The sequence below is a fragment of the Paradesulfitobacterium aromaticivorans genome (assembly GCF_054657415.1).
In genome coordinates this window covers 1-25,793 of the sequence record NZ_BAAHYT010000001.1, presented here as the reverse complement: position 1 = coordinate 25,793, position 25,793 = coordinate 1, and the positions used below count along the sequence as shown (strand labels likewise).

36 protein-coding genes are annotated in these 25,793 nt (G+C 46.1%); 32 read left to right on the top strand and 4 right to left on the bottom strand.

The genetic code is table 11. The annotated features are described in order from the left end of the window. Positions 1-10: 10 nt before the first annotated feature. The 32 genes from ACYQ2N_RS00180 (at position 11) to ACYQ2N_RS00025 (ending at position 22,492) form a co-directional block, all read left to right on the top strand. Entirely contained in the window at positions 11-1,285 is a 1,275-nt protein-coding gene (locus ACYQ2N_RS00180; RefSeq protein WP_459996698.1) for a DUF2213 domain-containing protein, read from the top strand. A gap of 2 nt (positions 1,286-1,287) precedes the next feature. Beyond that, positions 1,288-1,803: a structural cement protein Gp24 gene (locus ACYQ2N_RS00175; RefSeq protein WP_459996696.1), complete on the top strand. Its 516-nt coding sequence runs from the start codon at positions 1,288-1,290 to the stop codon at positions 1,801-1,803. Between the two features lie 14 nt (positions 1,804-1,817). Further along, on the top strand, positions 1,818-2,843 hold the full coding sequence (locus ACYQ2N_RS00170; RefSeq protein ID WP_459996694.1) for a DUF2184 domain-containing protein: 1,026 nt from the start codon (positions 1,818-1,820) through the stop codon (positions 2,841-2,843). A gap of 29 nt (positions 2,844-2,872) precedes the next feature. Then, positions 2,873-3,196: a hypothetical protein gene (locus ACYQ2N_RS00165; RefSeq protein WP_459996692.1), complete on the top strand. Its 324-nt coding sequence runs from the start codon at positions 2,873-2,875 to the stop codon at positions 3,194-3,196. An 11-nt stretch (positions 3,197-3,207) separates the two neighbouring features. Next, positions 3,208-3,693: a DUF4054 domain-containing protein gene (locus ACYQ2N_RS00160; protein ID WP_459996690.1), complete on the top strand. Its 486-nt coding sequence runs from the start codon at positions 3,208-3,210 to the stop codon at positions 3,691-3,693. After that, positions 3,687-4,259, top strand: a complete 573-nt coding sequence (locus tag ACYQ2N_RS00155; RefSeq protein ID WP_459996689.1) for a phage virion morphogenesis protein — start codon at positions 3,687-3,689, stop codon at positions 4,257-4,259. Before ACYQ2N_RS00160 ends, ACYQ2N_RS00155 begins: the two co-directional genes overlap by 7 nt. A 4-nt stretch (positions 4,260-4,263) precedes the next feature. Beyond that, the gene (locus ACYQ2N_RS00150; protein ID WP_459996687.1) at positions 4,264-4,623 is read left to right on the top strand and encodes a hypothetical protein; all 360 of its coding nucleotides are present in this window, start codon (positions 4,264-4,266) and stop codon (positions 4,621-4,623) included. Beyond that, positions 4,623-5,186: a phage neck terminator protein gene (locus ACYQ2N_RS00145; protein WP_459996685.1), complete on the top strand. Its 564-nt coding sequence runs from the start codon at positions 4,623-4,625 to the stop codon at positions 5,184-5,186. The genes ACYQ2N_RS00150 and ACYQ2N_RS00145 overlap by 1 nt, the downstream gene beginning before the upstream one ends. Continuing rightward, complete coding sequence (locus ACYQ2N_RS00140; RefSeq protein ID WP_459996683.1) at positions 5,167-6,282, top strand: DUF3383 family protein; 1,116 nt, start codon at positions 5,167-5,169, stop codon at positions 6,280-6,282. Before ACYQ2N_RS00145 ends, ACYQ2N_RS00140 begins: the two co-directional genes overlap by 20 nt. Positions 6,283-6,293: 11 nt before the next feature. Next, complete coding sequence (locus ACYQ2N_RS00135; protein WP_459996681.1) at positions 6,294-6,728, top strand: tail tube family protein; 435 nt, start codon at positions 6,294-6,296, stop codon at positions 6,726-6,728. 14 nt (positions 6,729-6,742) lie between these two features. After that, positions 6,743-7,168, top strand: coding sequence for a phage tail assembly chaperone (locus ACYQ2N_RS00130; RefSeq protein ID WP_459996679.1), 426 nt, complete (start codon positions 6,743-6,745; stop codon positions 7,166-7,168). Positions 7,169-7,200: 32 nt separating this feature from the next. Further along, positions 7,201-7,332, top strand: a complete 132-nt coding sequence (locus ACYQ2N_RS00125) for a DUF6889 family protein (RefSeq protein WP_459996677.1) — start codon at positions 7,201-7,203, stop codon at positions 7,330-7,332. Beyond that, on the top strand, positions 7,325-8,818 hold the full coding sequence (locus ACYQ2N_RS00120) for a hypothetical protein (RefSeq protein ID WP_459996675.1): 1,494 nt from the start codon (positions 7,325-7,327) through the stop codon (positions 8,816-8,818). The genes ACYQ2N_RS00125 and ACYQ2N_RS00120 overlap by 8 nt, the downstream gene beginning before the upstream one ends. After that, on the top strand, positions 8,815-9,384 hold the full coding sequence (locus ACYQ2N_RS00115) for a phage baseplate protein (protein ID WP_459996673.1): 570 nt from the start codon (positions 8,815-8,817) through the stop codon (positions 9,382-9,384). The genes ACYQ2N_RS00120 and ACYQ2N_RS00115 overlap by 4 nt, the downstream gene beginning before the upstream one ends. A gap of 59 nt (positions 9,385-9,443) precedes the next feature. Continuing rightward, the gene (locus ACYQ2N_RS00110; RefSeq protein WP_459996671.1) at positions 9,444-10,175 is read left to right on the top strand and encodes a DUF4352 domain-containing protein; all 732 of its coding nucleotides are present in this window, start codon (positions 9,444-9,446) and stop codon (positions 10,173-10,175) included. A gap of 128 nt (positions 10,176-10,303) precedes the next feature. Beyond that, positions 10,304-10,645, top strand: a complete 342-nt coding sequence (locus ACYQ2N_RS00105; protein WP_459996669.1) for a phage baseplate plug family protein — start codon at positions 10,304-10,306, stop codon at positions 10,643-10,645. After that, positions 10,642-12,060 carry a phage protein gene (locus ACYQ2N_RS00100; protein WP_459996667.1) on the top strand — a complete coding sequence of 473 codons (1,419 nt, stop codon included), beginning with the start codon at positions 10,642-10,644 and terminating at the stop codon, positions 12,058-12,060. Before ACYQ2N_RS00105 ends, ACYQ2N_RS00100 begins: the two co-directional genes overlap by 4 nt. A gap of 9 nt (positions 12,061-12,069) precedes the next feature. After that, complete coding sequence (locus ACYQ2N_RS00095; protein ID WP_459996665.1) at positions 12,070-12,606, top strand: Gp138 family membrane-puncturing spike protein; 537 nt, start codon at positions 12,070-12,072, stop codon at positions 12,604-12,606. Next, entirely contained in the window at positions 12,603-12,968 is a 366-nt protein-coding gene (locus ACYQ2N_RS00090; protein WP_459996663.1) for a contractile injection system sheath initiator, read from the top strand. Before ACYQ2N_RS00095 ends, ACYQ2N_RS00090 begins: the two co-directional genes overlap by 4 nt. Then, positions 12,969-14,144, top strand: coding sequence for a baseplate J/gp47 family protein (locus tag ACYQ2N_RS00085; protein WP_459996660.1), 1,176 nt, complete (start codon positions 12,969-12,971; stop codon positions 14,142-14,144). Positions 14,145-14,153: 9 nt separating this feature from the next. Next, positions 14,154-14,726, top strand: a complete 573-nt coding sequence (locus ACYQ2N_RS00080; RefSeq protein WP_459996659.1) for a baseplate wedge 1 family protein — start codon at positions 14,154-14,156, stop codon at positions 14,724-14,726. A gap of 14 nt (positions 14,727-14,740) precedes the next feature. Continuing rightward, positions 14,741-15,574, top strand: a complete 834-nt coding sequence (locus ACYQ2N_RS00075) for a hypothetical protein (protein WP_459996657.1) — start codon at positions 14,741-14,743, stop codon at positions 15,572-15,574. A gap of 77 nt (positions 15,575-15,651) precedes the next feature. Further along, positions 15,652-16,509, top strand: coding sequence for a Kelch repeat-containing protein (locus ACYQ2N_RS00070; RefSeq protein WP_459996655.1), 858 nt, complete (start codon positions 15,652-15,654; stop codon positions 16,507-16,509). Between the two features lie 12 nt (positions 16,510-16,521). Beyond that, positions 16,522-16,920 (top strand): hypothetical protein, encoded by a 399-nt coding sequence (locus tag ACYQ2N_RS00065; RefSeq protein ID WP_459996653.1) that lies wholly within the window; start codon positions 16,522-16,524, stop codon positions 16,918-16,920. A gap of 11 nt (positions 16,921-16,931) precedes the next feature. Then, a complete protein-coding gene (locus ACYQ2N_RS00060) occupies positions 16,932-17,354 on the top strand; it encodes a hypothetical protein (RefSeq protein ID WP_459996651.1) in 423 nt (140 codons plus the stop codon). 47 nt (positions 17,355-17,401) lie between these two features. Beyond that, positions 17,402-17,725, top strand: a complete 324-nt coding sequence (locus ACYQ2N_RS00055) for a ribosomal-processing cysteine protease Prp (RefSeq protein ID WP_459996649.1) — start codon at positions 17,402-17,404, stop codon at positions 17,723-17,725. A 284-nt stretch (positions 17,726-18,009) separates the two neighbouring features. After that, on the top strand, positions 18,010-19,005 hold the full coding sequence (gene xerA, locus ACYQ2N_RS00050) for a site-specific tyrosine recombinase/integron integrase (RefSeq protein ID WP_459996647.1): 996 nt from the start codon (positions 18,010-18,012) through the stop codon (positions 19,003-19,005). Between the two features lie 279 nt (positions 19,006-19,284). Then, positions 19,285-19,542, top strand: a complete 258-nt coding sequence (locus ACYQ2N_RS00045) for a hemolysin XhlA family protein (protein ID WP_459996645.1) — start codon at positions 19,285-19,287, stop codon at positions 19,540-19,542. Between the two features lie 14 nt (positions 19,543-19,556). Continuing rightward, entirely contained in the window at positions 19,557-20,330 is a 774-nt protein-coding gene (locus ACYQ2N_RS00040; protein WP_459996643.1) for a peptidoglycan recognition protein family protein, read from the top strand. Positions 20,331-20,344: 14 nt separating this feature from the next. Next, positions 20,345-20,779, top strand: a complete 435-nt coding sequence (locus ACYQ2N_RS00035) for a hypothetical protein (RefSeq protein ID WP_459996641.1) — start codon at positions 20,345-20,347, stop codon at positions 20,777-20,779. Between the two features lie 138 nt (positions 20,780-20,917). Next, on the top strand, positions 20,918-21,733 hold the full coding sequence (locus ACYQ2N_RS00030; protein ID WP_459996639.1) for a hypothetical protein: 816 nt from the start codon (positions 20,918-20,920) through the stop codon (positions 21,731-21,733). A gap of 18 nt (positions 21,734-21,751) precedes the next feature. Next, positions 21,752-22,492 carry a hypothetical protein gene (locus ACYQ2N_RS00025; RefSeq protein ID WP_459996637.1) on the top strand — a complete coding sequence of 247 codons (741 nt, stop codon included), beginning with the start codon at positions 21,752-21,754 and terminating at the stop codon, positions 22,490-22,492. A gap of 631 nt (positions 22,493-23,123) precedes the next feature. Here ACYQ2N_RS00025 and ACYQ2N_RS00020 read toward each other — a convergent pair. The 4 genes from ACYQ2N_RS00020 to ACYQ2N_RS00005 all read right to left on the bottom strand — a co-directional run. Beyond that, positions 23,124-23,465, bottom strand: a complete 342-nt coding sequence (locus tag ACYQ2N_RS00020; RefSeq protein WP_459996635.1) for a helix-turn-helix domain-containing protein — start codon at positions 23,463-23,465, stop codon at positions 23,124-23,126. Positions 23,466-23,517: 52 nt separating this feature from the next. Continuing rightward, positions 23,518-23,940, bottom strand: coding sequence for a hypothetical protein (locus tag ACYQ2N_RS00015; protein WP_459996633.1), 423 nt, complete (start codon positions 23,938-23,940; stop codon positions 23,518-23,520). Positions 23,941-24,379: 439 nt separating this feature from the next. Further along, positions 24,380-24,568, bottom strand: coding sequence for a DUF6019 family protein (locus ACYQ2N_RS00010; RefSeq protein ID WP_459996631.1), 189 nt, complete (start codon positions 24,566-24,568; stop codon positions 24,380-24,382). 16 nt (positions 24,569-24,584) lie between these two features. Beyond that, a partial coding sequence (locus tag ACYQ2N_RS00005) for an MBL fold metallo-hydrolase (RefSeq protein WP_459996629.1) occupies positions 24,585-25,793 on the bottom strand: 1,209 nt, incomplete at its 5' end.

The following is a 25,793-nucleotide window of genomic DNA, read 5'->3' as shown; positions in this document are numbered from 1 at the left end:
TGATTAAAGGATGAAGGCTTTTTACGGCTCTCGGTTCAGTCCGAACATGACACGGACCCCCGAGGGCTTTTTAATTTGTCATAATGTACCGATAACCCGGACTGGCTGGTATGACTATCTAGGGCAAGAGCTCAAGCTTAACGACATGATTGACAAAATAGTCAAAGTCTATAAGAGCCCAGAGGAGATATTCTCCCCAGCTACTATGGCCTCCTTTGAGGGCAAATCTGTTACGGATAACCATCCTAGCTCAGAGGTCAGACCGGACAATTACTCCTCTTTTGAAAAAGGTCAAGTAACAAATGTTGGGCCCGGAACTGGAGAGGAATCAGATTGCCTGATTGCAGATTTGATCATAAAAGATCCAAATCTCATATCGGAAATAGAAGCTGGTAAGCGTGAAGTTTCTTGTGGTTATGATGTCGATTATGAACCAATCGGAGACGGCAAATACCAACAAGTGAACATTCGAGGCAACCATGTAGCGGTTGTAAGTGCGGGCCGAGCTGGTGACCGCGTTGCAATAAAAGATGAAAAACCTAAACCAATCGAAAGGAGCAAAAAAATGAAGGTAGACCGCAATACCCTATGGGGCAAAATGCTTTCTGCTTTTGCCAAAGACGCAGAACCCGAAGAACTGGCTGAAGCCTCAAAAATGGGGCCTGGATCGGAGGACAAAACGAAGGATTCCTTAGTGACTCCTACCGCGGAACCGCCGAAAGCCGTAGACAACCCCCCTCAGACCGCCGAGAATCCGGCCATTGCCGCACTTGCCAAGCAAATCGAGGGATTGACTGCAGTTGTACAACAACTTGTCCAGAGCGATAAGCAAGTACATCAAGAAGTGCCTAAAGATGCCCTGGATTCCCTTGCTGCTGAATTGGAAGCCCCTGGCGAACAAGCCAGTGAAGAAAATTCTGTCACGATTCCCGCTGAAACAATGGGAGATGGGGCACCTGTCGCGAATCCTGAAGAAAGGCCAAGGAATCCAATTCCCGGAGCTGACCGGAACGCAATCTTAACAGCCATTAAGGCTGTCAGACCGATTATCGCCAGTATCCCTGACGCTGGAGAACGCAAGAAAGCCTCTGATGCCCTAGCTAAGACCTTCCGGGATCAGATCGCTGCGCCAGCGCAACCAAATGCCGGATATGCTGGGATTCTGGCTGCTCAACAAGCGGCCGTCGCCAAAGCGAAGGACGCTCAACCCAAACCCGAAGACCTTACGCAACTTGGCAAAGACATTGCCAAAAAACACAACCCGCACTACAAGGAGGCGAAGTAAACATGCCTGGACAAGCAATCGGAATTGCAATGAACCTGGGGTATCCCGGTAGTTTTGCTCGTAATGGTGATTGCATCATCATGAACCGGTTAGTCAAAGCCACCGATGCCGCAGGGCCGGCCTTTGGTGATCCTGCGGTCTTAAACACTGACAATACCTACAGTAAATTTGGCGCTGCGAATGTGTCCGCTGATTTAGCAGGTATTGCTGTCCGCGAAGTTAAACAAACCGCGGACTATTACAGTTCTGCAGGAGTTTATAATCCTGGAGAGCCATGCGATGTAATCGAGCGTGGGAATGTTGCGGTATTGTGTAATGTTGGAACACCAACAGCGGGCGGCAAAGTATATGTCCGGATTACCGCAAATGTCGCAATCCCAGCTGGAGTTGTTGGAGGTCTTGAGGCTGCTGCTGATGGTGTCAACACACTTGAGCTAACAAACTGCAAATGGGCAACCGGCAAGATTGATTCTAACAATGTAGCTGAGTTGTCTATCCTAACTCGGAATAAACCATAAGGAGGCGTAAAGAATTGAGCGCAGTACAAACCTACCCGATCAAAGACATCAAAACGATTGATTCAATGGTTGCAAGCGGTGGAAGCTTCGCAATGATGACCATGGACGCGGCTACAGCTGGAGGCATGGCCTTTTTAGTTGGTGAACTCGAGAAGCGTGATCCTAAGGTCCGCGAACCATTAGCCTCTGTCACCTGGGCGCGTGATATCGTTGCTAAAACCGGTGGCGGATGGGTTGAGTTCACCTCTACCATGAATGTCAGTTATGCCACTGCTGGTTCCAATGAAAGCGGCATCATCGGCGGGGAATCGACTGCTATTCCAGTAATGCAAGCGGATATCGGTAAGGATATCTACAAGGTGTTTACGTGGGGCAATATCCTGAAGATTCCTTTCGTTGACCAAGCTAAGTTGCAGAACATTGGTCGGTCATTGGATGATATCTTGGACAAAGGTATTCGTCTTAACTACAACAAGACCATTGACAAAAACGTGTACACTGGACTAGCTGGGAACACCGGCATTGTCAATGATCCCGGCGTAACTGCTGCCAGCGTAGCAAATGGTGCGGCTGGCACTCCTGCGTGGAGCACCAAGACTCCGGATGAAATCTTAAACGACATCAACCAAGCCATGGTAGCTGGCTGGGCGGCTTCCGAATACGATCTCACGGGTATGCCGAATCATATCCTGATTCCGCCTTCTCAATATGCTTACTTGGTAGCTACGAAAATCAGTTCAGCGGGCAACATCTCTATTCTGCAGTTCCTTTTGGAAAATAACATCGGTAAGAATCAGGGTGTTGATCTCGCGATTATGCCTTCCCGGTGGTGTATCGGAGCTGGTGCGGGCGGGACAGACCGGATGGTAGCTTATGCCAATGATGAGGACAAAGTTTACTTTGACCTCACAGTTCCGCTTTCCCGTGTCATGACTCAACCCGTAGTTACGGAAATGTCCTATCTTACGGCTTATGCTGCTCAAATGGGCGTGGTTAAATTCCTTTACTTCCAACCCGTGAGATATTACGACGGCATTTAATGCCTGACGTTTAAGGAGGAAAAAGTTTCATGCGAGTATTTGCAAAGAAAGCGTTTGAATTTACCAGACGCGAATCAAAAGATGGTCAACAAGTCGTGGCTGAAAAGGTCACGACTTCTCCTTTGAAATTCTGCGATCTGCCCGACTGGGTACAAAAAGATCCGATGTTTGCCTGGGCGAGGCAAGATGGAGATATCGAACTCATCCAGACGGCGGCAGATCAGAAAAACGCTGAGTTGACTGCCAACGTAAGGGGAAAGGGTAATAAGGTTGGGTCAAAATCATTGACCAAAGGAGAACCCTCAAATCCCGGCGATACTGTCGAAGACGCAACTCAAAAGCCTGTTGAATAGGCGGTGGTCCTATGGTTGATATCGATGTCAATAGCATAGTGTCAAACGCTTCGAATCTGCGCGCAGGAGAGAATCCCTCATATGCACTGGGGGATTTTCTTTCTGTTTATCCGCAATTTGGACCTGACACAAACGGTAATTATGTTGTGCCCACGACCATCCTTCAGATGTTTATCAATTTAGCCAATGCCAGCCTTCAGGAGTCACGTTATCATGACGCTTGGGCTTTGTGCATGGGCTATTTCGTTGCTCATTTTGCGACTCTCTGGCTCCAAGGAACAGTGAATGCCGGAAGCTCTGCCGCGCAAGTTTTGGCTGCTGGGAAAGCGCAGGGACTTGATACCTCAGAATCTGTTGGGGATGTATCGGTCAGCACGGATTATTCGGCCATAGCTAACGATCTGAACGGATGGGCGGCATGGAAATTGACTATCTATGGGACCCAACTAGCTACTATTGGTAAATTAGTGTCAAGAGGTGGCATGATGGTGTGGTAGAGGGCTACGCAAGGGTTAGCGTTTCAAGTGACAAAACTAAAGAGATGTTCGAAAACCTCAAAGCATTGACCCAAGTGGATGTTCTAGTAGGCATTCCCGAAGAAAAAAGTAGCCGCGAAGACGAGGGAATTAATAATGCAGAGTTAGCTTTTATTCATACCCAAGGGATACGTAGCAAGTCGATGAGAAATGAGATGGACGAAAGCAAACCATATAACGAAGCTCTTCAAATGTATCTTGAGGAACACGGTTCCCCTCTCTGGCATTCTCCCCCAAGGCCAATGATTGAACCAGCTATCGAAGACCCGGACAACCAAAAGATTCTGTCCGAACAGCTTAGACAGGCCGCAGACGATGCGCTTTCGGGGGACTTTGATGCAATGAACACGGATTTAGAAAAGGCGGGAATGCTCGGTCAAAATCTTGTCCGGGATTGGTTTACGAATCCGAAAAACGGATGGGAGCCCAATTCTCCGTTAACGGTGGAACAAAAGGGAAGCGATAACCCCATGATTGACACCGGAGAGCTACGCAAAAGTATTTCCTATGTCGTACGAAAGAAGTGATTAAATGCTGGATGTATCAAGAGTTCTATCTAACCCAAAACTTAATCAATCTTTCGTCGTCTATAGGAGAATGGGATCATGGGATCATGGTCGCTTTGTAGAAACTGAAAACCCGTTGCCCTTTGATGGGGTTATCATGCCAGCTAACGCGAACGAAATTATGCAACTCCCTGAAGGGGACCGAGTGACAGGGGTTATGGTTTTCTATACCTTTCAGGAAATCTTCGCCACTCGAGCTTCCACAGAACCGGGCACATCAGACCAAATCGAATGGAATGGCAAAAGGTACAGGGTTTTTAATATTATCCCCTATAAAGATTACGGTTACTTTAAATCTTTCGGTATAATGATGGAGGGCAAATGATGGATACTATTCTAACCCTTCAGCAAATAGAAAACGCTCTCTATGCATTCACGTGTCAACTGTTAGGACTTAATCCTGATGATCCGGGAAGTTTTGATAAGGTCCGTATGTCTTGGCCGACTGGAGGGGCTCCAGCCTGGGGGATTGATGAAGATGTGGTTTTTCTTCGCATCAAATCGTCAAATGATCCTTACGTTCAGCAGCGAGACACAACCTATTCACAAAATACGGTAGATCTTGCCGATGAGATTATATCGTATACACGCGCTCATCAAATCTACTGGATTATCTACGGTCCAAATAGCTATGAGAACGCTGAAGCTATCAGAAATGGGCTATATAAGGCAAACTTGAGCGCAAGTAATTTATATCTTCAATTGGGTATTTCAGCTCCGACCCGCATTCCTGAATTATTTAGTGGCCGTTGGTGGTCCAGAACCGATCTTGTAGCAGAGTCTTTCGAAAAGGTTACAAGGCAAGGAACCGTACCATATATCAAGAGCACAAATATTCAAATCAAAACGGAAGGAGGAATAACAGAAGATGCCAACCCTACCACTTAGTGATATTGTCAATGTATTAGTGCAAGTTTCCCCGGTGGCTGCGGTGAGGTCGGGATTTAATCTCGGGTTAATCATCGGGACGAGTGCGGTTATTTCGGCAATAGACAGGGTGAAGGTATATACAGGCACTGATGATATGATTGAAGCCGGATTTGCCGCAGGTGATGCGGAATATAAGGCGGCACAATTGTATTTCAGTCAGAAACCTGCGCCGACTCAAGTTGCAATAGGCCGATGGGATACAACAGTTGTACCCGCAGAAACGGCTTTACAGGCAATTCAGGCTTGCCGGGCAGCAAATACCGATTGGTATGCCTGCATGGTTTGTGGAGCGGTAAAAGCTGATATCTTGGCGATTGCACCGTACATCGAAACGGCTAAACCAAGCTCAGCCTTTGGCTATACTACTGCTGATGCTGATGTCTTAGCGGGCACGGCGGGCAATGTCATGGAGACGCTTAAAACGGCCAAATACCGACGCACCTTTGGACAATATTCAACCTATTCTGATGCCATTGCGGCCATTCTCGGTTATGCCATGGGGGCAAATACTGGGCTTGCCAATAGCGCCTATACTCTGGCGTATAAGCAGGAAGTCGGGGTCACACCGGAGGCTCTTACGGCTGCACAGGCGACAACTATCAAAGGCTTGAACGGAAACATCTACATCAACCGAGGCAATACTTACAACCTCTTTGAGCAAGGAGTTATGGCTGATGGGACTCATTTCGATGAGGTTATCGGTCTGGACATGCTGGCAAATGATATTCAGCTCTCTGTGATGGATCTCCTTACAAGTGTAACCAAAGTGCCTCAAACCGAAGGTGGCGTAGCGCTTTTGGTATCGGCAATTACAGACCCATGCGACAAAGCCAGGACAAGGGAATTCATCGCTCCAGGAGTGTGGAATGCACCGCCAATCCTCGGCCTTAATACCGGCGATATGCTTTCCCAGGGGTATTTAATTCTCTCTGAGACAATTGACAGCCAAGGTGAAATAGATCGGGCGAATCGAATTGCACCGCCTATCTATGTACCGATTAAACTCGCTGGGGCTATTGAATCTGTTGTGATTCAAGTCCAGGTAAATAGGTAAGGAGGATTAGGATGTACTCGACTTACAGTTTTGAAGATGTATCAGTGATCATTTCTAATCCCAACTTCGGTCAATTCATCGCCAACGGTGCGGGGGTTGGAAGCATTTCGGTGAACATGACTACAGACCGTACAGCGCACGAACTAGCAGCTGATGGCAGTGTGATGGTATCGAAGATTAAAGGCAGAAATGGTTCACTGGCGCTCAGCATTCAACAGACCTCTTCTCTACAGAAGTGGCTTTTGCGACTTTACAATTATCTGGAAAGCGCGGCCGCAAGCGCTTGGGCGTCCACGACGATTGTCGTAAGGTCACCAATGATGCAGGATCTTCACATTGCGATGGGAGTGTCGTTCCAAAAGCTCCCTGATAGGCCTTATCAGGCACAAGGGCAAAACGTCAACTGGACGCTCATGGCTGCCGACATTCAGCAATATGTTGCGTAATTTAGGGAGGCTTTATGGATAAGAGAGAACTAAGCAAACTCTTTGAGTTTAAGGAACGCAAATTCCGTATCGGGAAATTTGATGCCATGACCGGATCTTATATAGCCTATAAGTTGATGGCCGAGGTATTGCCGATGGGCATAGGGGCTAAACTTGGGTTTTCTGCCCCAACCGGTAGCCCCACTATGAGCAAACAAGACTTTATGGATTTGCAGAAGGATTGTTTGGGCGTTTGTGCGGAACTATTGCCCGCTGGGCCCACACCAGTGCTGAATGAAAATGGGAGTTGGGGCGTGATGGACATCGAAAACAATGCGCCTCTTGTTATGGCACTGACGATACAGGCATTAATGTGGAATGTATCTGATTTTTTTACCGAAGACCTCTTAGCTTCTCTGAGCGAGGTATTGAATTTATCCCTGCCCACTGCGAAAATATAAACGAATTCTTGTACGCCCCAGTGATAGCGGGGATGTGGCAGCAATGTCAGCTTTGGGACGGGACCTATACGTTCCGGGATTTGTTAGATGCTCATGAGATTCTAAGAGTAAAATCCGAAAATGAACTGAGAGCCTATGAAGCAGGGAGGAAGCAAAGTGATTAATGTTATCCGTCAATACCTTGTTAGCTTAGGATTTCACGTCGATACTCCCTCCCTGAACACGGCTCAACATGCCATGAACACGGTTGAAAAATCCATTGCTAGCTTTTCCGATACCGCTCTAAAAAGGTTCGCTGTTGCAGGTACTGCGGTGACGGCTTTTTTTCTGGCCGCTGAAGTGGGAACTGCGAAGTTTATCATGAACCTCGGTCAAGCAGATTTGCAGACTCAAATCTTTGCCCGGCGCATGTGGATGTCGGTTGACAGCGCGCGGGCTTATCAGAACGCTATTGAAGCACTCGGAGTGAGCCTGCAGGATTTATATCTAAGTCCTGAGCTGATGCAAAGGTATATTGAGCTACGTAAAGAAGCTTTCGAACTGCAGATGCCAAGCAAAGAATATGAACAAGAAATGAAGGCCATACGAGATATTACTTTCGAGTTTCAACGGCTTAAACTCGAAGGTACCTATGCTCTCCAATGGATTGGATATTATCTTAATAAATATCTTGAACCCGTATTGGGTAAGTCGGGAACCAATCTAAAAAATATAAATGATCTTATACAGCAAAAGATGCCTCAATGGACTGAGAAAGTAGCTCAATTCGTGAGTTGGTTTGCACGAATGGGTGTAGCCGCCTGGGATATCCGGGGGGCGCTGGGGGCAATTGTGGCTGTGTTTGCCGGGTTTAAGTTGATTAATATGGGGCCACTGGGGTTGATGATAGCGGGGTTGACCGCACTGCTATTGCTACTGGATGACTTCAACACATATAAGAATGGCGGTCAATCAGCACTACCTCAACTTTGGGAATGGGTTGATAAAACCGAGGGAAAGGTCAAGGAGTTCTTCGATTCTTTTAAGGACTCTGGTGAGCTGGATAAATTCATTCAGGCTCTTGCAGGTTTAGTAACTTCCTTTAAGGACGTATCAAAGGCTACAACGGAAGCCTTAGATGAATTAGCTAAATTGGCTGGATATGAAGATTTTGGAGATATGCTTACCAAGAATACATTGACTTTTATTAAACGGATGGTCTATATGCTGGAAGGTGTGGTCTATCTCTTGAAGGCAACAGTGGACCTTATCAAAGGGTTGATAACTGGCGACTTTTCGCAATGGTTCCAGGACTTGAAGGATGAATTCGGAGCATTCAATAAAGGTATTTTTGGTGATGATGCGTTACCTGGAGGTGCACAACGTACCGCATTCAGAGCCCCGAATTATCTTTATCCCCAAAGAAGTATTGCAACTACCAATAATGTAACCATGAAACCTACCTACAATATTTACGGCGCTGCGCAACGTACCGCATTCAGAGCCCCGAATTATCTTTATCCCCAAAGAAGTATTGCAACTACCAATAATGTAACCATGAAACCTACCTACAATATTTACGGCGCTGCGCAACCAGATTCGGTGGTGAGAACCGTTCATCGCAGCAATGTCGATTTGATGACCAGGACGTTCCAGGGGGTAGTAAGATGATTACTTTACCATCCAACGATCCCAATCTGCAACAACTTATCTACGCTAAAACAAATATAGGTGGTTTCTTTTTTGATGCCTTTTTGCAAGTGGATTATTCGAGATCACTAACAATAACAGAGCATCCGGTCGAAACCGGTGCCTCGATTTCTGACCACGCATACATCAACCCAGTACAACTAATTATGCAGATAGGAATGTCCGATGCGGTTAAAGGAGTGGTTAGCGGGCAATTTTCCCAAGGGGTATCAAGGTCACTCACTGCGTTTCAGGTCCTGGCGGAACTGCAGCAACAGAGAATCCCGCTTAACGTCATGACGAGGATGGGATCTTTCGGAAATATGCTTGTGGAGACCATTTCTGTGCCAGATGACTATACCACACTTTACGGTCTTAAGGCCACGGTGTCCCTTAGGGAAGTTTTTGTGGCAACCGTAAAAACGGTAAAAATAAGTGCCAGACCACAAGTCACAGATAGTACCAATAGGGGAACCGTTGAGCCCGTTAAACCTGATGAGAGCTTTTTGTATCAGGCCGAAAAAATACTTAAAGGGGTTTGGCGGTAGGAAATATTCCTCTCAAATGCGAATATGTGTTATTATATTAGCGGAGGGAGGGGAAAATTATGAGATTTCTTAAAAATAAGTGGGTTTGGGCACTTGGAATTTTTATCATTTTCTCCGTATCTTGGAATGCATATATTTCATTTGCTAAGTCCAGTACTGATATGCAATCTGCCGAAAAACAATCTCCAGAAAGGATCGTGTCAAATCAACAACAGACACAGAGTAATGCCAGTCAAGGAAGCGCCGCCATTGAACCTGTAAAATTGAACGACAACCAAGATTCGCAAGATAGTGGTACCTATGAAAAGGCGATGCAAAAAATAAGGGCGGTTGCCAAAAACCCTATTATCCAAGCTGAAGAAGATAAGATATATAGTTCTCAGACAGATGTAGTCGTCGGAAAAAGTCAACTACTTGTATTGAAAGGGTACACCACTTCTATTGGTAAAGTATTTTATCTTGGAAAGTATTATTTAATTGTTGATTTTGGTATTTATAATCTTTCAGAACAAGATTATGTTAGCCTTTGGGATAATTTTTCGTTAAGGGATGCAAGTGGCTATTCCTACTTGCCGTCATATAAGTACCCGTACCTAAATGGTGATGTTGAAGGAATAATCAAACCAGGAGAAAGTAGAAGGGGACAGATAGCTTTTGAAATTACTACTAATGATCAAGTATTCTCATTGGACTTTTCTACTAACGTCAAATCCCCCAATACAGTTCATTTTCTAATAGATTTAACTCAATATATGAAACAGTTTCAATCTAACCCAAGTACACAAGGGTAATGTTTTTAGTTACCAACCTGAACCTCCTTACCCAAGGAGGTTATTTGTTTTACCGGGCGAACGTCTCCTCCTGCGTTCGGCCCGGTTTTAATTTTAGGGAGGAATCTTCAAGTGGGAGGTAAGCCGTCATGGGATATGTAGTCATACCTCTAACAAATGAACCCAACCAGAACTTTATAACAACAATCCCGGTAGACGGTAAAAATATAACTCTGAAGCTGAGGATTCGCTTCAACTCAGCGGGGAACTATTGGATGATGTCTATAACTGATCCGAAGACAGGCAGTCTCATCCTAGACGGGATTCCATTACTCTCTGGCGAATATCCAGCCGCCGACCTGCTGGGCCAATACAAATACCTGGGGCTTGGAAGTGCGGCCATAGTCAATGCCGGTAATAGTTCTATGGATAGTCCAGATTCCACAAACCTAGGGACGGACTTCTTGCTGGTCTGGGGGGACACCGTATGAGCGATTGGAAATCACTCGCGATACAAGAGGCCAACAGACAAAATTGTCCCGTGGATATCGTGTTTGCCACGGTCGAAGCAGAGACGGGTGGTAGAAACACAACTGGGGACAATGGCCATGCCCTCGGCTATGGGCAAGTGTGGTCTAAATGGCACATGGATGCTTTTGAATATGCGGCTCAACTTTTAGGTTTGCCCACACCTCCATCTGACTTGACTTCACTAACGAATTACACCCTTGCAAACGATCAATTTAGTATGGCCGTGGCGGTACGAGTTATTAAACAATATTGGGACAGCGCACAAGGCGTATGGGCAAACTTTACTTACTCATATGTTGGTCCTGGAATTTCTGTTTCTGATTTTAAAAGGCGAGAGAATATCTGGATTAAATACCACAATTCGAGCTTTGATTATACAGACCAAGCGGCCTTTATGGGAGCGGGCAACGGTTTAGTCATCCCGGCCACAAATTACGGTATTGTCCCTGGAAGTGCACAATCTGGGGAAATCTTATATGGCCGAAGATATCGGGTCATAGTTAGCAGCCTAGATGGAGAAAAAGCTGTTGACGTGTCGCAGCTGAGATGTACTTTTAACTGCGTGAAGATCATCCAGATGCAACCGCAATTTTCCGAGATCGTCATCTATAATCTTTCAGCCCAAACTGAAAACGCAATTATCAAAGAAGGGGACAGGGTAGTCGTAGAGGCTGGCTATGAAGGAAAGCAATACGGGCTCATCTTTGATGGGAATGTGGTACAAGTCATCCGGAATAAAGAAGGCGGGACAACCTATACACTGACTTTAGTTGCTGCGGATTCGGACGTGTTTTTGAATTATAGCTTATCGGCTTTCTCGATGATCCGAGGGCAGAATTCGAGAGCGGTCGTTGACAATCTCACGAACAAGGCGACAATCTCAACTCAGCTCGGAAATATCTCAGCAACATTATCGGATTCTGCACTCACCCGGGGAAAGGTTTTCTTTGGACTCACCCGGGATTATTTACGCCAAATCGCTCAATCCGAGAATGCAACCTACTACATGGAAGATGGAAAAGTAAATATTATTAGGGCCGAGGACATTCCGGAAGGCGAAATCATTGAGCTTTCTCCCGAATCCGGGTTAATCGGCGTACCGGAGCAGTCGGACTTCGGAGTAAAAATCAAGTGCCTTTTGAACCCGCGTATAAAGATAAATTCCTTGGTACACGTGGACAACAGCTTGATTCGGAATCAACAGTTCGATCAGGGACAACCTATTTCACTAGATCACGACGGGATTTATCGAGCTATCAAGGTAACGCATATAGGGGATTCACGTGGGAACGATTGGTACACGGAGATTGAAACTGTAACTCAATCTGGTATACTCCCGGCCATGGTAGCAAACGGAGGACAAGTTCCTTGGTGAGGTGATTATGTGAGAACCATTGGCGAAAGAAGTAATAGTGAGTATGAACTCTACCAACGCATGGGGGAAAAATGGGGAACCGATATTAGAGTGGCTATGCCGGGAATCATTCAGAGCTTTGATCCAGCGGAGCAGACGGTGATGGTTCAGCCGGCAATCAAAGAGAGAGTGGTTGATCAATCTGGAAACATCCAAATGGTTAGCCTTCCTCTGCTTCTTGACGTGCCTATCGTCATACCGAGAGCCGGGGGTATCGTACTAACGATGGCCATACAGCAAGGAGATGAATGCCTTGTAATCTTCGCTGACTCGTGCATCGATGCGTGGTGGGTTTATGGAGACGTGCAGACACAAGCAGAGAAGCGCCGGCATGATTTAAGCGATGCCTTCGCCATCTTGGGGACATGGAGCCAGCCGAAGCGAATAACGAATTACAGCACAACTTCAGCACAACTCAGAACCGAAGATGGAGCCCAGTGCATTGACATTTCGTCAAGCGGAATCGACCTCAGAGGAAATATAACAAAGAATGGGGTGCCGCTATGAAATACCGGGCTTTAGATTCAAATGGTGATTACTCATTTGGCAAGGGGATACAAGATTTTCTTTTTGATGCCGATGCAGTAGCACAAGCGATAAAAACAAATCTGCTTCTGTTCAAAGCGGAGTGGTGGGAAAATCAATCAGAAGGATTGCCTTTATTCCAAAACATCCTCGGCCAATCCGGAACACCCGAACACCTTAATGCTGCCGATTTACTCATTAAGGAAAGAATACTTGCCACGGAAGGAGTTGCTGAGGTAACCGACTTCAAAAGCGCTTACGAGAACAGAAAATACACAATAACCAGTTGTACTGTAAAAACAACGACCGGCCAGAATGTTATTGTATCGGGGGTGAATTTGTAGATGGCCTATTTTGCACCCTATATTGATGCGACAGGACTTCATTTGCCGACATATCAAGACATCCTCGATAATTTAATCCAGCAGGCTAAAAACATCTTTGGACAAGATATTTATTTGGGTGTCGATTCACAAGACTACCAATGGATCTCTGTGGTGGCCGCAAAAATCAATGACACTCTTCAAACTATTCAATTTGCATATGATAGCCATAGTCCGGTTACGGCGATAGGGGCTGGATTGGATACGCTTGTAAAACTCAATGGAATTGCAAGAATCGCCTCGACATATTCAACTGCAGTAGTCACTCTAACGGGGACTCCAAATACTGTAATAAACAATGGTGTTGCTCAAGATAAAAGCAATTATAAATGGAATCTGCCATCAAGTATCACAATAGGAACAGGGGGCACGGTTGATGCCACCGTTACCTGCCAGGCTGCAGGCGCTATATACGCGAATCCAGGAGATATAAATGTTATTACAACTCCGACTTATGGCTGGGCCTCAGTGACGAACGCTAACGCAGCAACCCCAGGAGTAGCAACTGAAAAAGATTCCCAACTTAAATCACGGCAGGCCATTAGTACAGCGTTGCCGAGCCGGACGGTCCTGGAAGGTACAAAAGGAGCCATAGCTGCAGTTAGTAATGTGACCAGGTTCCAGGTCTATGAAAATGACACTAATGTTGCTGATGTAAACGGGCTCCCACCTCACAGTATTACCGCGCTTGTCGAAGGAGGAGCAGATGCCGACATAGCTCAAGCGATATTCAACAAAAAAGGACCTGGAGGCTATACGAATGGTACAACTTCGGTCAATGTAACAGATCAATATGGGCAGGTGAACGCTATTAGATTTTATCGACCTACCTATGTAGACATAGATGTAGTAGTCAATGTCAAGCAACTATCCGGATATACAACAGCAACGACCTTAGCAATTCAAGCGGCAATAGCCGCCTTTTTAAATGGGATGAGCATGGGCGTCAACGATATCCCGGTAAACAATTTCTTTGGACCAGCATTATCGGCGCAAAATCTATCTAGCTCGGTTTTCAGTGTGACTTCGATCACTGCAGCAAGACATGGAGGGGTTCAGGGAACTGCAGACATCACAACAGCGTTTAACGAGGCTGTCCGGGGCAATACGGCGTATGTCACAGTGAATATAACTTAGGAGGTAGTTATGCCGGATGTTCAAAGATATCTCAATTTAATTACTTCTGAGCACCAGAATAAACAAAAGTTCATGGACTGGTTAACAGCTCCTCTAAGCATCTTAGATGATGGAGTGACTTTGGCGGCTAATCTCAGTTTATATTTTGATCTCGATACTGCAGTGGGAGTACAATTGGATACCCTTGGTGAAATCGTTGGAGTAAAAAGGACGGTAAATTTTCAACCTACTGACGGTTCTAGCCCTGTCCTGGACGACACTACCTATAGACTCATCCTGCAAGCGAAGATCCTGCAAAACCTGTGGGATGGGACAATTCCACAGATATATGATCTCTGGAATACCCTTTTCACTGATGCCTATCTTATCCTTCAAGATAACCAGGACATGACGATGAATGCTCTAATTATCGGGTTAACTTCGCAAATACAAAAAGACTTAACATCGAACGGGTATATTGTACCAAAACCCCAAGGCGTGAATATCAGTTTCGCTTATTCCTCTAATCCATTCTTTGCCTATGGAATCGAAGCCACAGACTTGAAGGGCTATGGTGAAGGATATTGGGCTCAATACTTCTAAAAGGAGGGATTTAATTGCCTGGAAGTACTAACTTTTTAGTTTTTAATCCCACGGATGTGGCTAACACCCAAGATGATGCGACTTATACTGCCGAAACCCAGAGAACTGGCGGCCTTCAAAACGGTATAGCTAAAACGGCCATGCATAATAAGCTTTTTAGACAAGTGACCGTGATGGTGGCGGCCATAGCGCAATACATGGCTAACCAAGGTCAGACTGTAAGTGATGCTGATGCTTCGGCCTTAACTACGGTAATTCAAAATTCATTCGCTCAAAGAGGGGCAACTGCCCTAGACACAGGAATAGATGCCAATACTTATGTGTGGCAAAATGGAGTCTACACCTGCACTGCTAACGTCGCAAATATGCCGATAGCAGGACATACCTGGATCGTAAAGGCTGCTGTAGCCGATGCGAATAATGTTTATCTCTATGCTATAGATCTGACTTCAGCCGGTAGCTATTATGTCCGGGAAAAGATAGCTGGGGTTTGGCAAGCTTGGGTATCCCAAGCCTTTGCGCTACAAAGTGACCTTGCTACGCACGAGGCGGAAAATGCGACACAGGCACATGGCGGCTTAATTTTAGGCACACTCAATACCGACCTCAATAAGATCAAAGCTCTCTCGCTCAAAACCGACACTCGCACAACCACTCTCACCTACACAAGCGGAGCCTTAACATCCGTAGTGGATGCAGACGGAGCAACAACCGTCAAAACAACTACACTTAACTACACAAGCGGTGTCTTAACATCTGTTTCGGAAGTAGCAGGTGGAACAACAGTCACAACCACGCTTAATTACACATCTGGCGTTCTTACCTCAGTGACAAAGGCGGTGTCATAATGGATGCGATTGGGTATGCATTAGCAAAAGCACAAAATGTTAGGTCTTTTGATGAATGGTTGGCGGCGAAAGCACTCATGCCAACAGCACGATATAATTTAGCCGCAGGAGTAGCCAATGGGATTCTGTACGCTGTTGGTGGAGTTACAACTGCCACTGTAGCCACAAATGAAGCTTACGACCCAGTAGCTAATACTTGGTCAACGAAAGCTTTAATGCCAACAGCTAGGTATGGTTTAGCCGCAGGAGTAATTAATGGAATCCTCTACTCGGTTGGGGGTTATTCAGCTAGTGTATTAGCCACAAATGAAGCTTACGACCCAGTAGCTAATACTTGGTCAACGAAAGCTTTAATGCCAACAGCTAGGTATGGTTTAGCCGCAGGAGTAGCCAATGGGATTCTGTATGCGGTAGGAGGATATACAACAGCAGCTGTAGCCACCAATGAAGCCTATGATCCTGTGGCGAATACTTGGTCAACGAAAGCTTTAATGCCAACAGCTAGGTATTGTTTAGCCGCAGGAGTAATCAATGCCATACTCTATGCGGTAGGAGGATATACAACAGCAGCTGTAGCCACCAATGAAGCCTATGATCCTGTGGCGAATACTTGGTCAACGAAAGCTTTAATGCCAACAGCTAGGTATTGTTTAGCCGCAGGAGTAATCAATGCCATACTCTATGCGGTAGGAGGATATACAACAGCAGCTGTAGCCACCAATGAAGCCTATGATCCTGTGGCGAATACTTGGTCAACAAAAGCCTTAATGCCAACAGCACGGCGACTATTAGCCTCAGGAGTAGTCAATGAGACTCTGTATGCAGTTGGGGGTGATAACGGTGGTACTAATATACTAGCCATAAACGAAGCCTATCTATCCACGCCAACAATAAACGGTCTTTCAAATCTACTTGGTTGGTTAGCCACACAATAAGGAGGAAATTTTATGTTAAACAATTTAACTATTCTCAAGGAAGCTCGCGAATTAGGTTCGCTCAAAACTCTAGCTGATGTCGACCTTCTGCTCGCTGGTTATGATTATCCCACACTTAGAACGGCTGAGAAGCCTAACTATAGTATCTCACTATACGATAAGGTATCTCCAATCAATGGTATCCCTGCGAGCACAATCATGACGAACGACCACCCAATCGGTGAAGTATATCTTATTTATATTGGCGGCAGACTTGTCTACTTGCAAAAGCACGACCCTGAACAAATCGGTTTTGTACCGATGGATGCAACTAGGGCAATGGAAGCGGCTAACACTATTGTAAGTAATCATATCGAAAGCGTGATTGACGCTAGGGTACATCAAGAGGTTATGGCTAAACTGTTAGCTTAGGGGGAAATATGATGCATAAACCAGAGGATCTATTCGATGAAGCGGTAAAATTGGGGAGCAAAAAGACACTTGCACATGCAAAAAATGAGTTAAATAAGCACGATAGACGGACGCTGGAAGATACAGAAAAAGCTCAAAAAGGTAAAAACGGTAAGCCTAAGCATCGGGTAGAAATATGGGATAAAGTTAGTCCTGTAAACGGTATCCCTGCTGATGTTTTAGCAAAAGATGTGCCTGAAGGTGGAGAAGTTTATATTCTCTATTTAGATGGTAAGGCAGTACAAATACAGAAGCAAGATCCCGAATTAGCCGGAAATGTTGCTATGGATAAGGCAACTGCACTCGCTAAAGGCGGCAAGATGATTGATGAGCATGTGGGGAGAATCGTGGATGAGGAAGTTAGAGAAAAAGTGTTGAGGGCATTGTTGAGTTGATGAACTATAGACCCATTTTGCGCAGTAAGACTTTTGGGGGTATCCAAATGATCCAGATAAAAGTCTATAAAAACGGGTATGAAATTACGGGGCATGCTAAACCGAAGATATGCAGTGAAGTATCGTTTTGGCATTGGTTAACCAGTGGCATGATTGTGGGACTCGATAAAAGCGCTAGAAGGTATGATACTTTTAACGATAATCCTCAAAACCTAAATGAAGGTTTAAGCTGGGCAATTTATGATCCGGAGGTTAATAATCTGGAATGGCTAATTGAGGATCTTGTTATTAGCGCAGAGACATGGGGAAAAGGACTTTGGGGAAATCAAGTGAGCATTAAGCGCGTGGATGGAGTATTTTTGCCAAAGTGACCCAAAATGCGCAGTAAAAAATCGATTCTAAATACCCCCTCTCTTCAAGAGGAATACCCAAAATCAAGAGAAATAGAAAGGAATCGTGAAGCTATTACAGATTAGAAACGATATTCGCTTAGAATAGAACATTTGTTTGGAAATTGACTATTATTAGGAGACATAGTATGGTAGGATATAAGTAGGCAGGGTAGGAGTAATTAACCTACCTAGAGCGCTCCTGGAGGCGCTGCCTGCTTATATTTATCTCCAGGGAAAACACACTTTCCAGGAGGTGTCATACTATGTTGGCAACCCTTAGCGCCACGGCTGAGCTCATGCTCAACGAGGTAATGGGTGCTATTTTAGCATCCACGTACAATCAGGACATCAAGGAGAAACTGGCCAGTATCTTTTCCATATACGACATTAAGCCGGCCGCTCTACCAAACGGCCACCCGGACTTACGAGAGAAGATTCAACTCTTTTTGGCCGGGAAGCGTCTCGAAGGCCTCAGCGAGCTCACGCTCAAAGGGTATGCCTTAGACCTCAGGATCTTCGCAGAACACGTCCAGAAGGCCGCAGCCGACATCACGACAGCAGATATTCGTATGTATCTGGGAGAGTTTGATAATCTAAAAACAAGTTCACTCTCAGGCAAACTATCTGTGCTTAAAAGCTTCTTCGGATGGCTTACATCAGAGGGAATCCTACTCAATGACCAGTCACGGAAAATCAAGTCTCCGAAGAAAGAGAAGCGCTTGCCGAAAGCGCTGAACATCGAAGAAGTCGAGATGATCCGCGAAGCCTGTGTCACTCCCAGAGAGCGGGCTATGATCGAAGTTTACTATGCGACCGGCTGCCGACTCTCAGAAGTGCAGCAGATGGATCGCGATGATATCAACTACCAGGCCATGTCCGCGAAGGTGATTGGAAAAGGCAACAAGGAAAGGATCGTTTACTTTAGCCACAAGGCGATTTACCACTTGAAAAAATACCTCATGCGGAGGACAGATGATGAACCGGCACTTTTTATTACTGAGCGCAAACCATACCGGCGGCTCTCAAATCGGGGAATCCAGCGTGAGGTTAAGATCATAGCAGATCGGTCCGGAGTAAAGAAAAACGTCCATCCGCATGTGCTTAGGCATACCTTTGCTACGTTGCTCTTGAATAATGGAGCTGACCTGGTAAGTGTCCAGGGGCTCCTGGGACACGAGGATCCTGCTACAACACAAATCTACGCTCAAGTAACTGACGAAAAGCGCAAGAGCGCTCACAAACAATTTTTAGTTCAATAACGCCTTCAGGGCGTTATTTTTATGCTACGAAAGAGGTGAGCTCGAACGGTACAAGATAAGACCTACTCCGACGTTCGCCCCAGGGAGGGAGGACCGTACTCTCTCTTTTGTTATACTTGCCGCCGGTGGATACCAAACACCGCGAATCATGAGATGCGGAAAGAGGGGGTATTTGCCCATGGGCATTTCTGTGTGAAGGAGCCCGACGGGCAGGTGCGGGTGGTATTCGAAAAGGGGATACCAGAATAATAATTTTATGTCTGAAAGGAGCGGTGGGAGTTGGAAGACAATGAAATAATTAAAATTTTACTTGAAGTCAAGTCTGACGTTTCAAGGATAAACGGCAAGCTTGACTCCTATAACGGGTTAAGGGAAAAAGTTGATACTATCGATACTAAAGCAACCGAAACCGATGCCCGGGCAAAATCAAACACCCACCGCATTAATAAGCTTGAAGAAAGCAACACGTGGCTCTGGCGGACAGTTGCAAGCACCTTTATTGCCGCCGGTATTGCCGCGCGGGCAATTTTTAAGTGAAAGGAGTCTTCTAAGTGAGTTATCCAGTTCAAGAACAACTCATACGGTACAACCGCCCTGGCACGTCTCTCTATCCCCAGGGCTTTGTGATTCACAGTACCGCAACTCCTGGAGCTACAGCGCAGAATGAGCATGATTACTTCAACTCCGGGGACAGAGGAGCATCTGCCCATTATTTCGTGGACTGGGAGACAATTATCCGGTGTATCCCGGAAAACGAGCAAGCCTGGCACGCGGGCAAGACGGCCAACAGCCGGTTTCTTTCAGTGGAAATGTGCGAACCCAAGGGCACAGACCAGGCTAAGTTTGAGCAGGTCTGGCAGCGGACCGTTTGGCTCGTGGCTGACGCCTGTGTGCGGTACGGCTGGAATACCAAGGACAACGTATTTTCGCACCGCGGCATATCGGCCATGTACGGTGAAACAGATCACACTGACCCGATCGGGTACCTGGCCCGATATGGGCGCACGTGGGAGCAACTGCTTGCGGCGATTGATGCGGAGATAACCCGTATTAGGGGAGGGGGTGAAGACGTGTTAGATCATGCGGTGGTTTATTTTACGGACCGTGATTTTTCAAGCGCAAGGATCGTTTCGGATAAGCTTGGCGGATGTGCGATGTTCTGCCGAAATGGCCAGTCTGCAGTTCATCCGGAAGCGAAGTCGGCAAAGCATCTGGTGATTATCGGCGGGCCTGAAGTCAAGGACCACCCGAATGTCACAAATTGCTGCGGAGCTGGGGCACCTGAGACGGCGATCCTGGCGGCACAGTATGCTCAAACATTATAAGGAGGGAAAAGTTTATGCCTAGTGATTTATTTACGACCTCGTATTTGGGCTCCTTTGCCGGCCTGGTGGCCGCAACCTACTTGCTGGTGCAATTCTTCAAGGAACCGATTCGCCAGCACCTGAGTGACTGGTGGGTGCGCCTGCTTTCCGTATTTATCGCAGCAGCCATTCAGTTGTTCGTGCTGTATGTCGGCGGCAATTTCACGGTAGAGGCCATCGGCTTGGCCGTGCTTAATGCGTTTCTTATAGCAATAACTGCAGCAGGGATGCATGATTTGAGTCAGCCCAGCACGCAACAACTTACCGCCACTCTTAATACATTTGAGCCAATTATAAGTAAGCCACAAGTTTATGAGGTGAACCCGCCAGTTATTGTGCCCGGGGCGAGTTCTCAGGCGGCTGGAGACCGGGGAGAAGAACCGCCCGGGGAAAATAGTATAAGTATGTAACTTAGTAGAGCCCTCTCTCGCTTAGGCGGGGGAGGGTTTTTTGCTTAATAAAAGAATTATTTTGTTCAATTGTGTGAGCAGGTAAAGTGAATTAAATATAGAATATATAAGCAAATATTTTATGTGAGGTGAAGTAACATGGCCTTTAAGCGGTTGAAGAAGTACTGGTGGGTTTTATTGTTACTTCTGTATTGTGTTATTTTGGTGTACAGACTAGCCGTCGTTGTCCCTGTTAATGGTTATGATGTGGCAACGGTAACAGTTTTCATAGCGATTCTTCAGACACTAATTCAAAATCTTGAACCATTAAAAAGGTTGTTACTTTTTATGTATTTTTGGTTTACTAACATTCAATTTTCTTGGAATTATACTGCTGATTTTTTAGTCCCATCGGCTTCTCTGAGAATTATTAATGAAAGATTTTTGAGAAATTTAATTACAACGGCAATCAGTCAAAATAAGAATCTTAAAAATAATAAGCAAGATATTCAGTATTTTTCTCGCAAAAATGGTATGGAAAGTATTATTACCTTTGATCCTATAGGGGTAAATCTTGAATTTATTAAATCTCAAGGAGATAGCATAGAAGATTTTGAAAATAACACTGCGATGCATTTAACAGTTAAGGGTAAAACGCTTGTTAGATATCGAAAAACTAAAGATGTGCTGGATGAGTTTATAACAAGCGTTTTCTCTGGTTTAGAGGAATCGCTTCAAGATATCCGACATAAAAAATTCGCACTTGAAATAAAATCGGGAGAGCAAGATCACGATTATTTTAAGAGACTCTTTATAAAAGGAATAGAGGGTCAAGAAGTTGATAAATTTAATCTGCAAAAAAAACCAGGCCGATGCTCTGTGCACGCTAGCGAAAAAAGAATATACGTATATTCTTCTAACAGGCAGGATTTAGTTATAAGCGTGAAGAACCTTCTTTTCAAATTGTCAATTTAAGGAGAAGGGGGTAATGTTTTGCCAATTTCAGCAAAACTATTTCACATTGAGCGCTATCCTGTTAATTTACCAATCGAGACTATGCCTACAACAGCTAACTCACAGACCAATATTACCTTAAGAACAAAAGTTGAATTGCTGGGGCATAGTGAGTACGGAACCTTAACCAAACTACAAATCACACACGATTTAGGGCACGATTTTGAAGGAGTTGGGTATTCAAAAGAACAAGGAAGGATTGATGACCTAATACACATTGCGAGTGAAAATGCATTTCCAGCTTTTGTGGACGATGGGCGACAATGGCTAATTAGTGCCTATTCTTCTAAACAAGTTTTTAATGCAGCATTCAAACGCTTACGGGCATGGATGCCAATAGACGCCAATGAGAGTCAGTTGCGAGCAAAGCCAGTAGGTATAGACCTCCTAAGAATGAAAGATTCATATGACCAACAAGCAGAGGGTCCGCAAATAAAAGGTGGTTGGTTTAGTCGCATACAGCTGTTAAATGTAGACGTCGCTTATATAGGAGGTAGTGACGTGGCTACCAGTGAGGATTGGGATCGTTATGAAACTAATGGTCTTATATCAGCAATGCGAGTAGATTATCCTAATGACGACCCTGACCAAGAGCCTTTTAGACTTCTTCTGACTAAAGATGGATCAGTGTTTAGCTACAAGGTTTTCCCGGAGGGGGAGTTCCTAAAACTTATCTTACCGATATTTGATTTTGCTAAGCAGTTTATAACTGAAGATTAGCAATGCTCTCATGCCCCGGTTACCGCGCCGGGGTTTTTATTTTTCAAAGATCAGATATATGTAAAGGCCGACTTTGCAAAGCCAGCTCGATGCGGGTTCCCGCGACCTCCCCGGCATAACGCCGGATCATCGGTTTCGACCAGTTCCCAGCCGGTCCGTAGGCGCTGGTGCGCTCATCAGGCGGGGCTATTTATTTGCCTTGCGAAGATGATATCTTGCACGCCAGTTAGCGTTTATATACGCTCTGCGACACTCATCACTGCAACAGATCCTTTTACTACGGGTATCAAATTGCGTTTTACATATGGGACACTGTCTTAATCCTTTGCGACGCTTGAGATTTCGAGCTGGATTAATGGCATCCTTGTTAACATGATAGTAACTTAATCCCTGACTCCTATCGATTGCCTTTACTGCCCCTACAGCGCATCTAGGGCAGTATCGCTGTTGTCCGGCATTCACGGTATAATCCTGGCCACAGATGACACACTGATCTATGCTGCCAAGAGGACGGTGAGCACCAGTACGTTTACGGCGTTTATAATCCTTATCATGCTTAGCACGCCTTTCTTCCCGGCATGCCGGACAGTACCAGGCGCGTGGACCGCCGGAGAAGGTTTTGCCACACTGTTTACAAGTCTTTGCCGTCAGCATCGTCATCACTCCCGGAGTTACCGAAGACACGCTGCATACCTTGACGCGTCACTAACCAACTCCCTCTGGCCTTACGGGCTTCATTTCCCGCAAATCGTCCTCCGGCCAGTTGGCGCTTAAGCGTGGGCTCTGTGACATTGCCCCATTCTTCCGCCGCCTCCGGGACGGTTATTACATCGTCTATTGTTATAATATCAGCTGGCCCAAATACTTGCCCTTGTGGGCTAACTAAGACGGGTTGATCGTAGCTGCTTTGGGCGTGGTCGGGAGTAAGCCGCCAGCCCCGCCATGGTCCTGTGCCTTGCCATATGTCACTCATAATTCGCGCCTCCTAATAGGAGCCGGGATTGCTCCCGGCCCTTCTCTTTCGCTTAGATCCGGGATATAAGGGACTCATCAAAGACAACTGCTCCATTACCGGTAATCACTGCATCGATCCCGCGCTCGGACAAAATGCGTTCCCAGAGCCAGACAACTAGGGTATCATCATAAGCCTCAGCACTATCGACTATGTCCTCGGGGTCAAAGCTGTCGGCGACTTCCTCGCCTGTCATGTCATAGTACGCGCTGCCCTCAAACACTTGGTTGCCAAAGTCTCCGGTAAATCCTTGCTCTCTGTCTAGCTCCCATGCCTCTATGATTGCATCCCTAATGTCTGCGATATTGACGCCGTTATTCTCGTCAAACGCCCATCCATATTCGCCGTAATTTTCGACGCGCTCCTGGTCGTTGCAAAACATTGCGTGCCCCCAGTCTGACATCGGATTGTCTCGTTTCGTGTATCTGTAGTACATTTTCATTCTCCTTTCGGCTCCGGCGGGGAACTGATATCTCTTGAGATAATAATAAGCGAATTCGCTCATAATGTCAAGCGAATTCGCTTAAGTTTTATAGAAAAAACTTTTGTGGTGGCTGGGATCATAGCCTTTTTTGTTTCGGGCAAAAATTCATATAGACTTGCACAGCAAAATTTTGTCCGATCATAATAATAAAGTGAGATTGGAAATAAAAGGGATACTATAAAACTAGAAGGAGAGACTGCAAAATGCATCACATTGTTCGGCATGGAGATAGCCTGCATAAAATAGCTAGACGTCACGGAAGACGTGTCCACCATCTTTTACGCATAAATCCTCATCTTCGCCGCCGGCCTCATCTTATCTATCCTGGCGAAAGAATTAGAGTTTGGTAGATTTGTATATCCGGATATGCAGGTTAAAAACAACCCCGGGATCACTCCCGGGGCTTTTCGTATTGGGCTTTGGCACTAGCCTGCACTAGGTCGCGGATCTCTTCAATGGATTGCTGCGTCTTTTCGGTAGCTTCGCGAACTCCATTACGGACGGCCACTTTGACGATAAAGTAAAAGAGCAAAAGGCCCAGGCCATAAAGCAGCAGGGCGGCCATTGCAGCGCCGCTCATAAATGTATCACCTCTCCTATTTCCTGGAGACCACTTCCCCCTGGGCGTTGTACAGCGCCGCTGGGTCTCCGTCATTGTTCCATATATACGACTTGGTCCAGACTAGTATTCCTGGTCCTGCCTGGGCTTTGTTACCGCTAACCACCTTGAGAGTTCCTCCAGCTGGTATTGAAGTCCCGGCTGGGAAGTTATAGGTCTGATTGCCTTCTACGCTGACTAATTTCCACCCGGTTAGATCCACTGCAGATCCGCTGCTATTGGAGATCGTGACAACCTCGGCGCTCAGGTCCACGCTCGCAATGCTGACAGATCCGGACGAAGAAACCGGGGCAGATGGGGCAGGAGTTGGAGCCGGTGTAGGACTCGGACTAGGGGACGGAGGAGCTTGCGGTTTGATCGGAGATGCGTTTTTATCAATCGTAATCGTACTACCATCACTCGTAGCGACAATGGTCCCGGCCTGGTCAGTACGATATACCGTAACCCCTGCAGATGCTAACTTATCCAGTGTTGCCTGGGCTGGGTGGCCGTATTTGTTCCCAGCGCCGACTGAGATAACGGCGTATTTCGGAGATACGGCCTTAAGAAACGAGTCACCGGTGGAGGTATTACTTCCATGGTGCCCAACTTTAAGGAGTGTTGCTTTTAAGCTGTTGCCACTTCTCAGCATCTCATTTTCTGAGTCAAAAGCAGCGTCACCGGTCAAAAGAAATGATGTGCTGCCGTAGGTTATCTTGAGTACCGCACTGTAGTTATTTGTATCACTGTAGCTAGAACTGTTAGGTGCCAAGAATACTTCGGATATTCCGGGTACATCGAGAACTACACCGGCTTTCGTCTGGATCCGCTTTGCGCCGCTTGCATTAATGGCCGCAATCATGTCCTCGAATGTTTTTGTGTTAGAGGTCGCGTTTGGCATGTAAACTTGTTTAACCGGGAAACTCTTAATCACCGTATCCATCCCGCCGATATGATCCTCATGCGGATGGGTGGCCACGACGGCGGCAAGTTCTTTGACGCCCTGAGCCTTGAGGTAATTGACCACCTCAGTACCATCAGCATTGTTGCCGGCGTCGACCAAAACTGCGGTGCCGGAAGGCGATTGGATGAGGATGCTGTCCGCCTGGCCAACGTCGATAAAATGCACCTTGAGATTGCCGCTTAGCGGGGTGGATTGAGCTGCCGATGTATTGGAGCTATTACTGGTATTTGAATCAGTGGCACC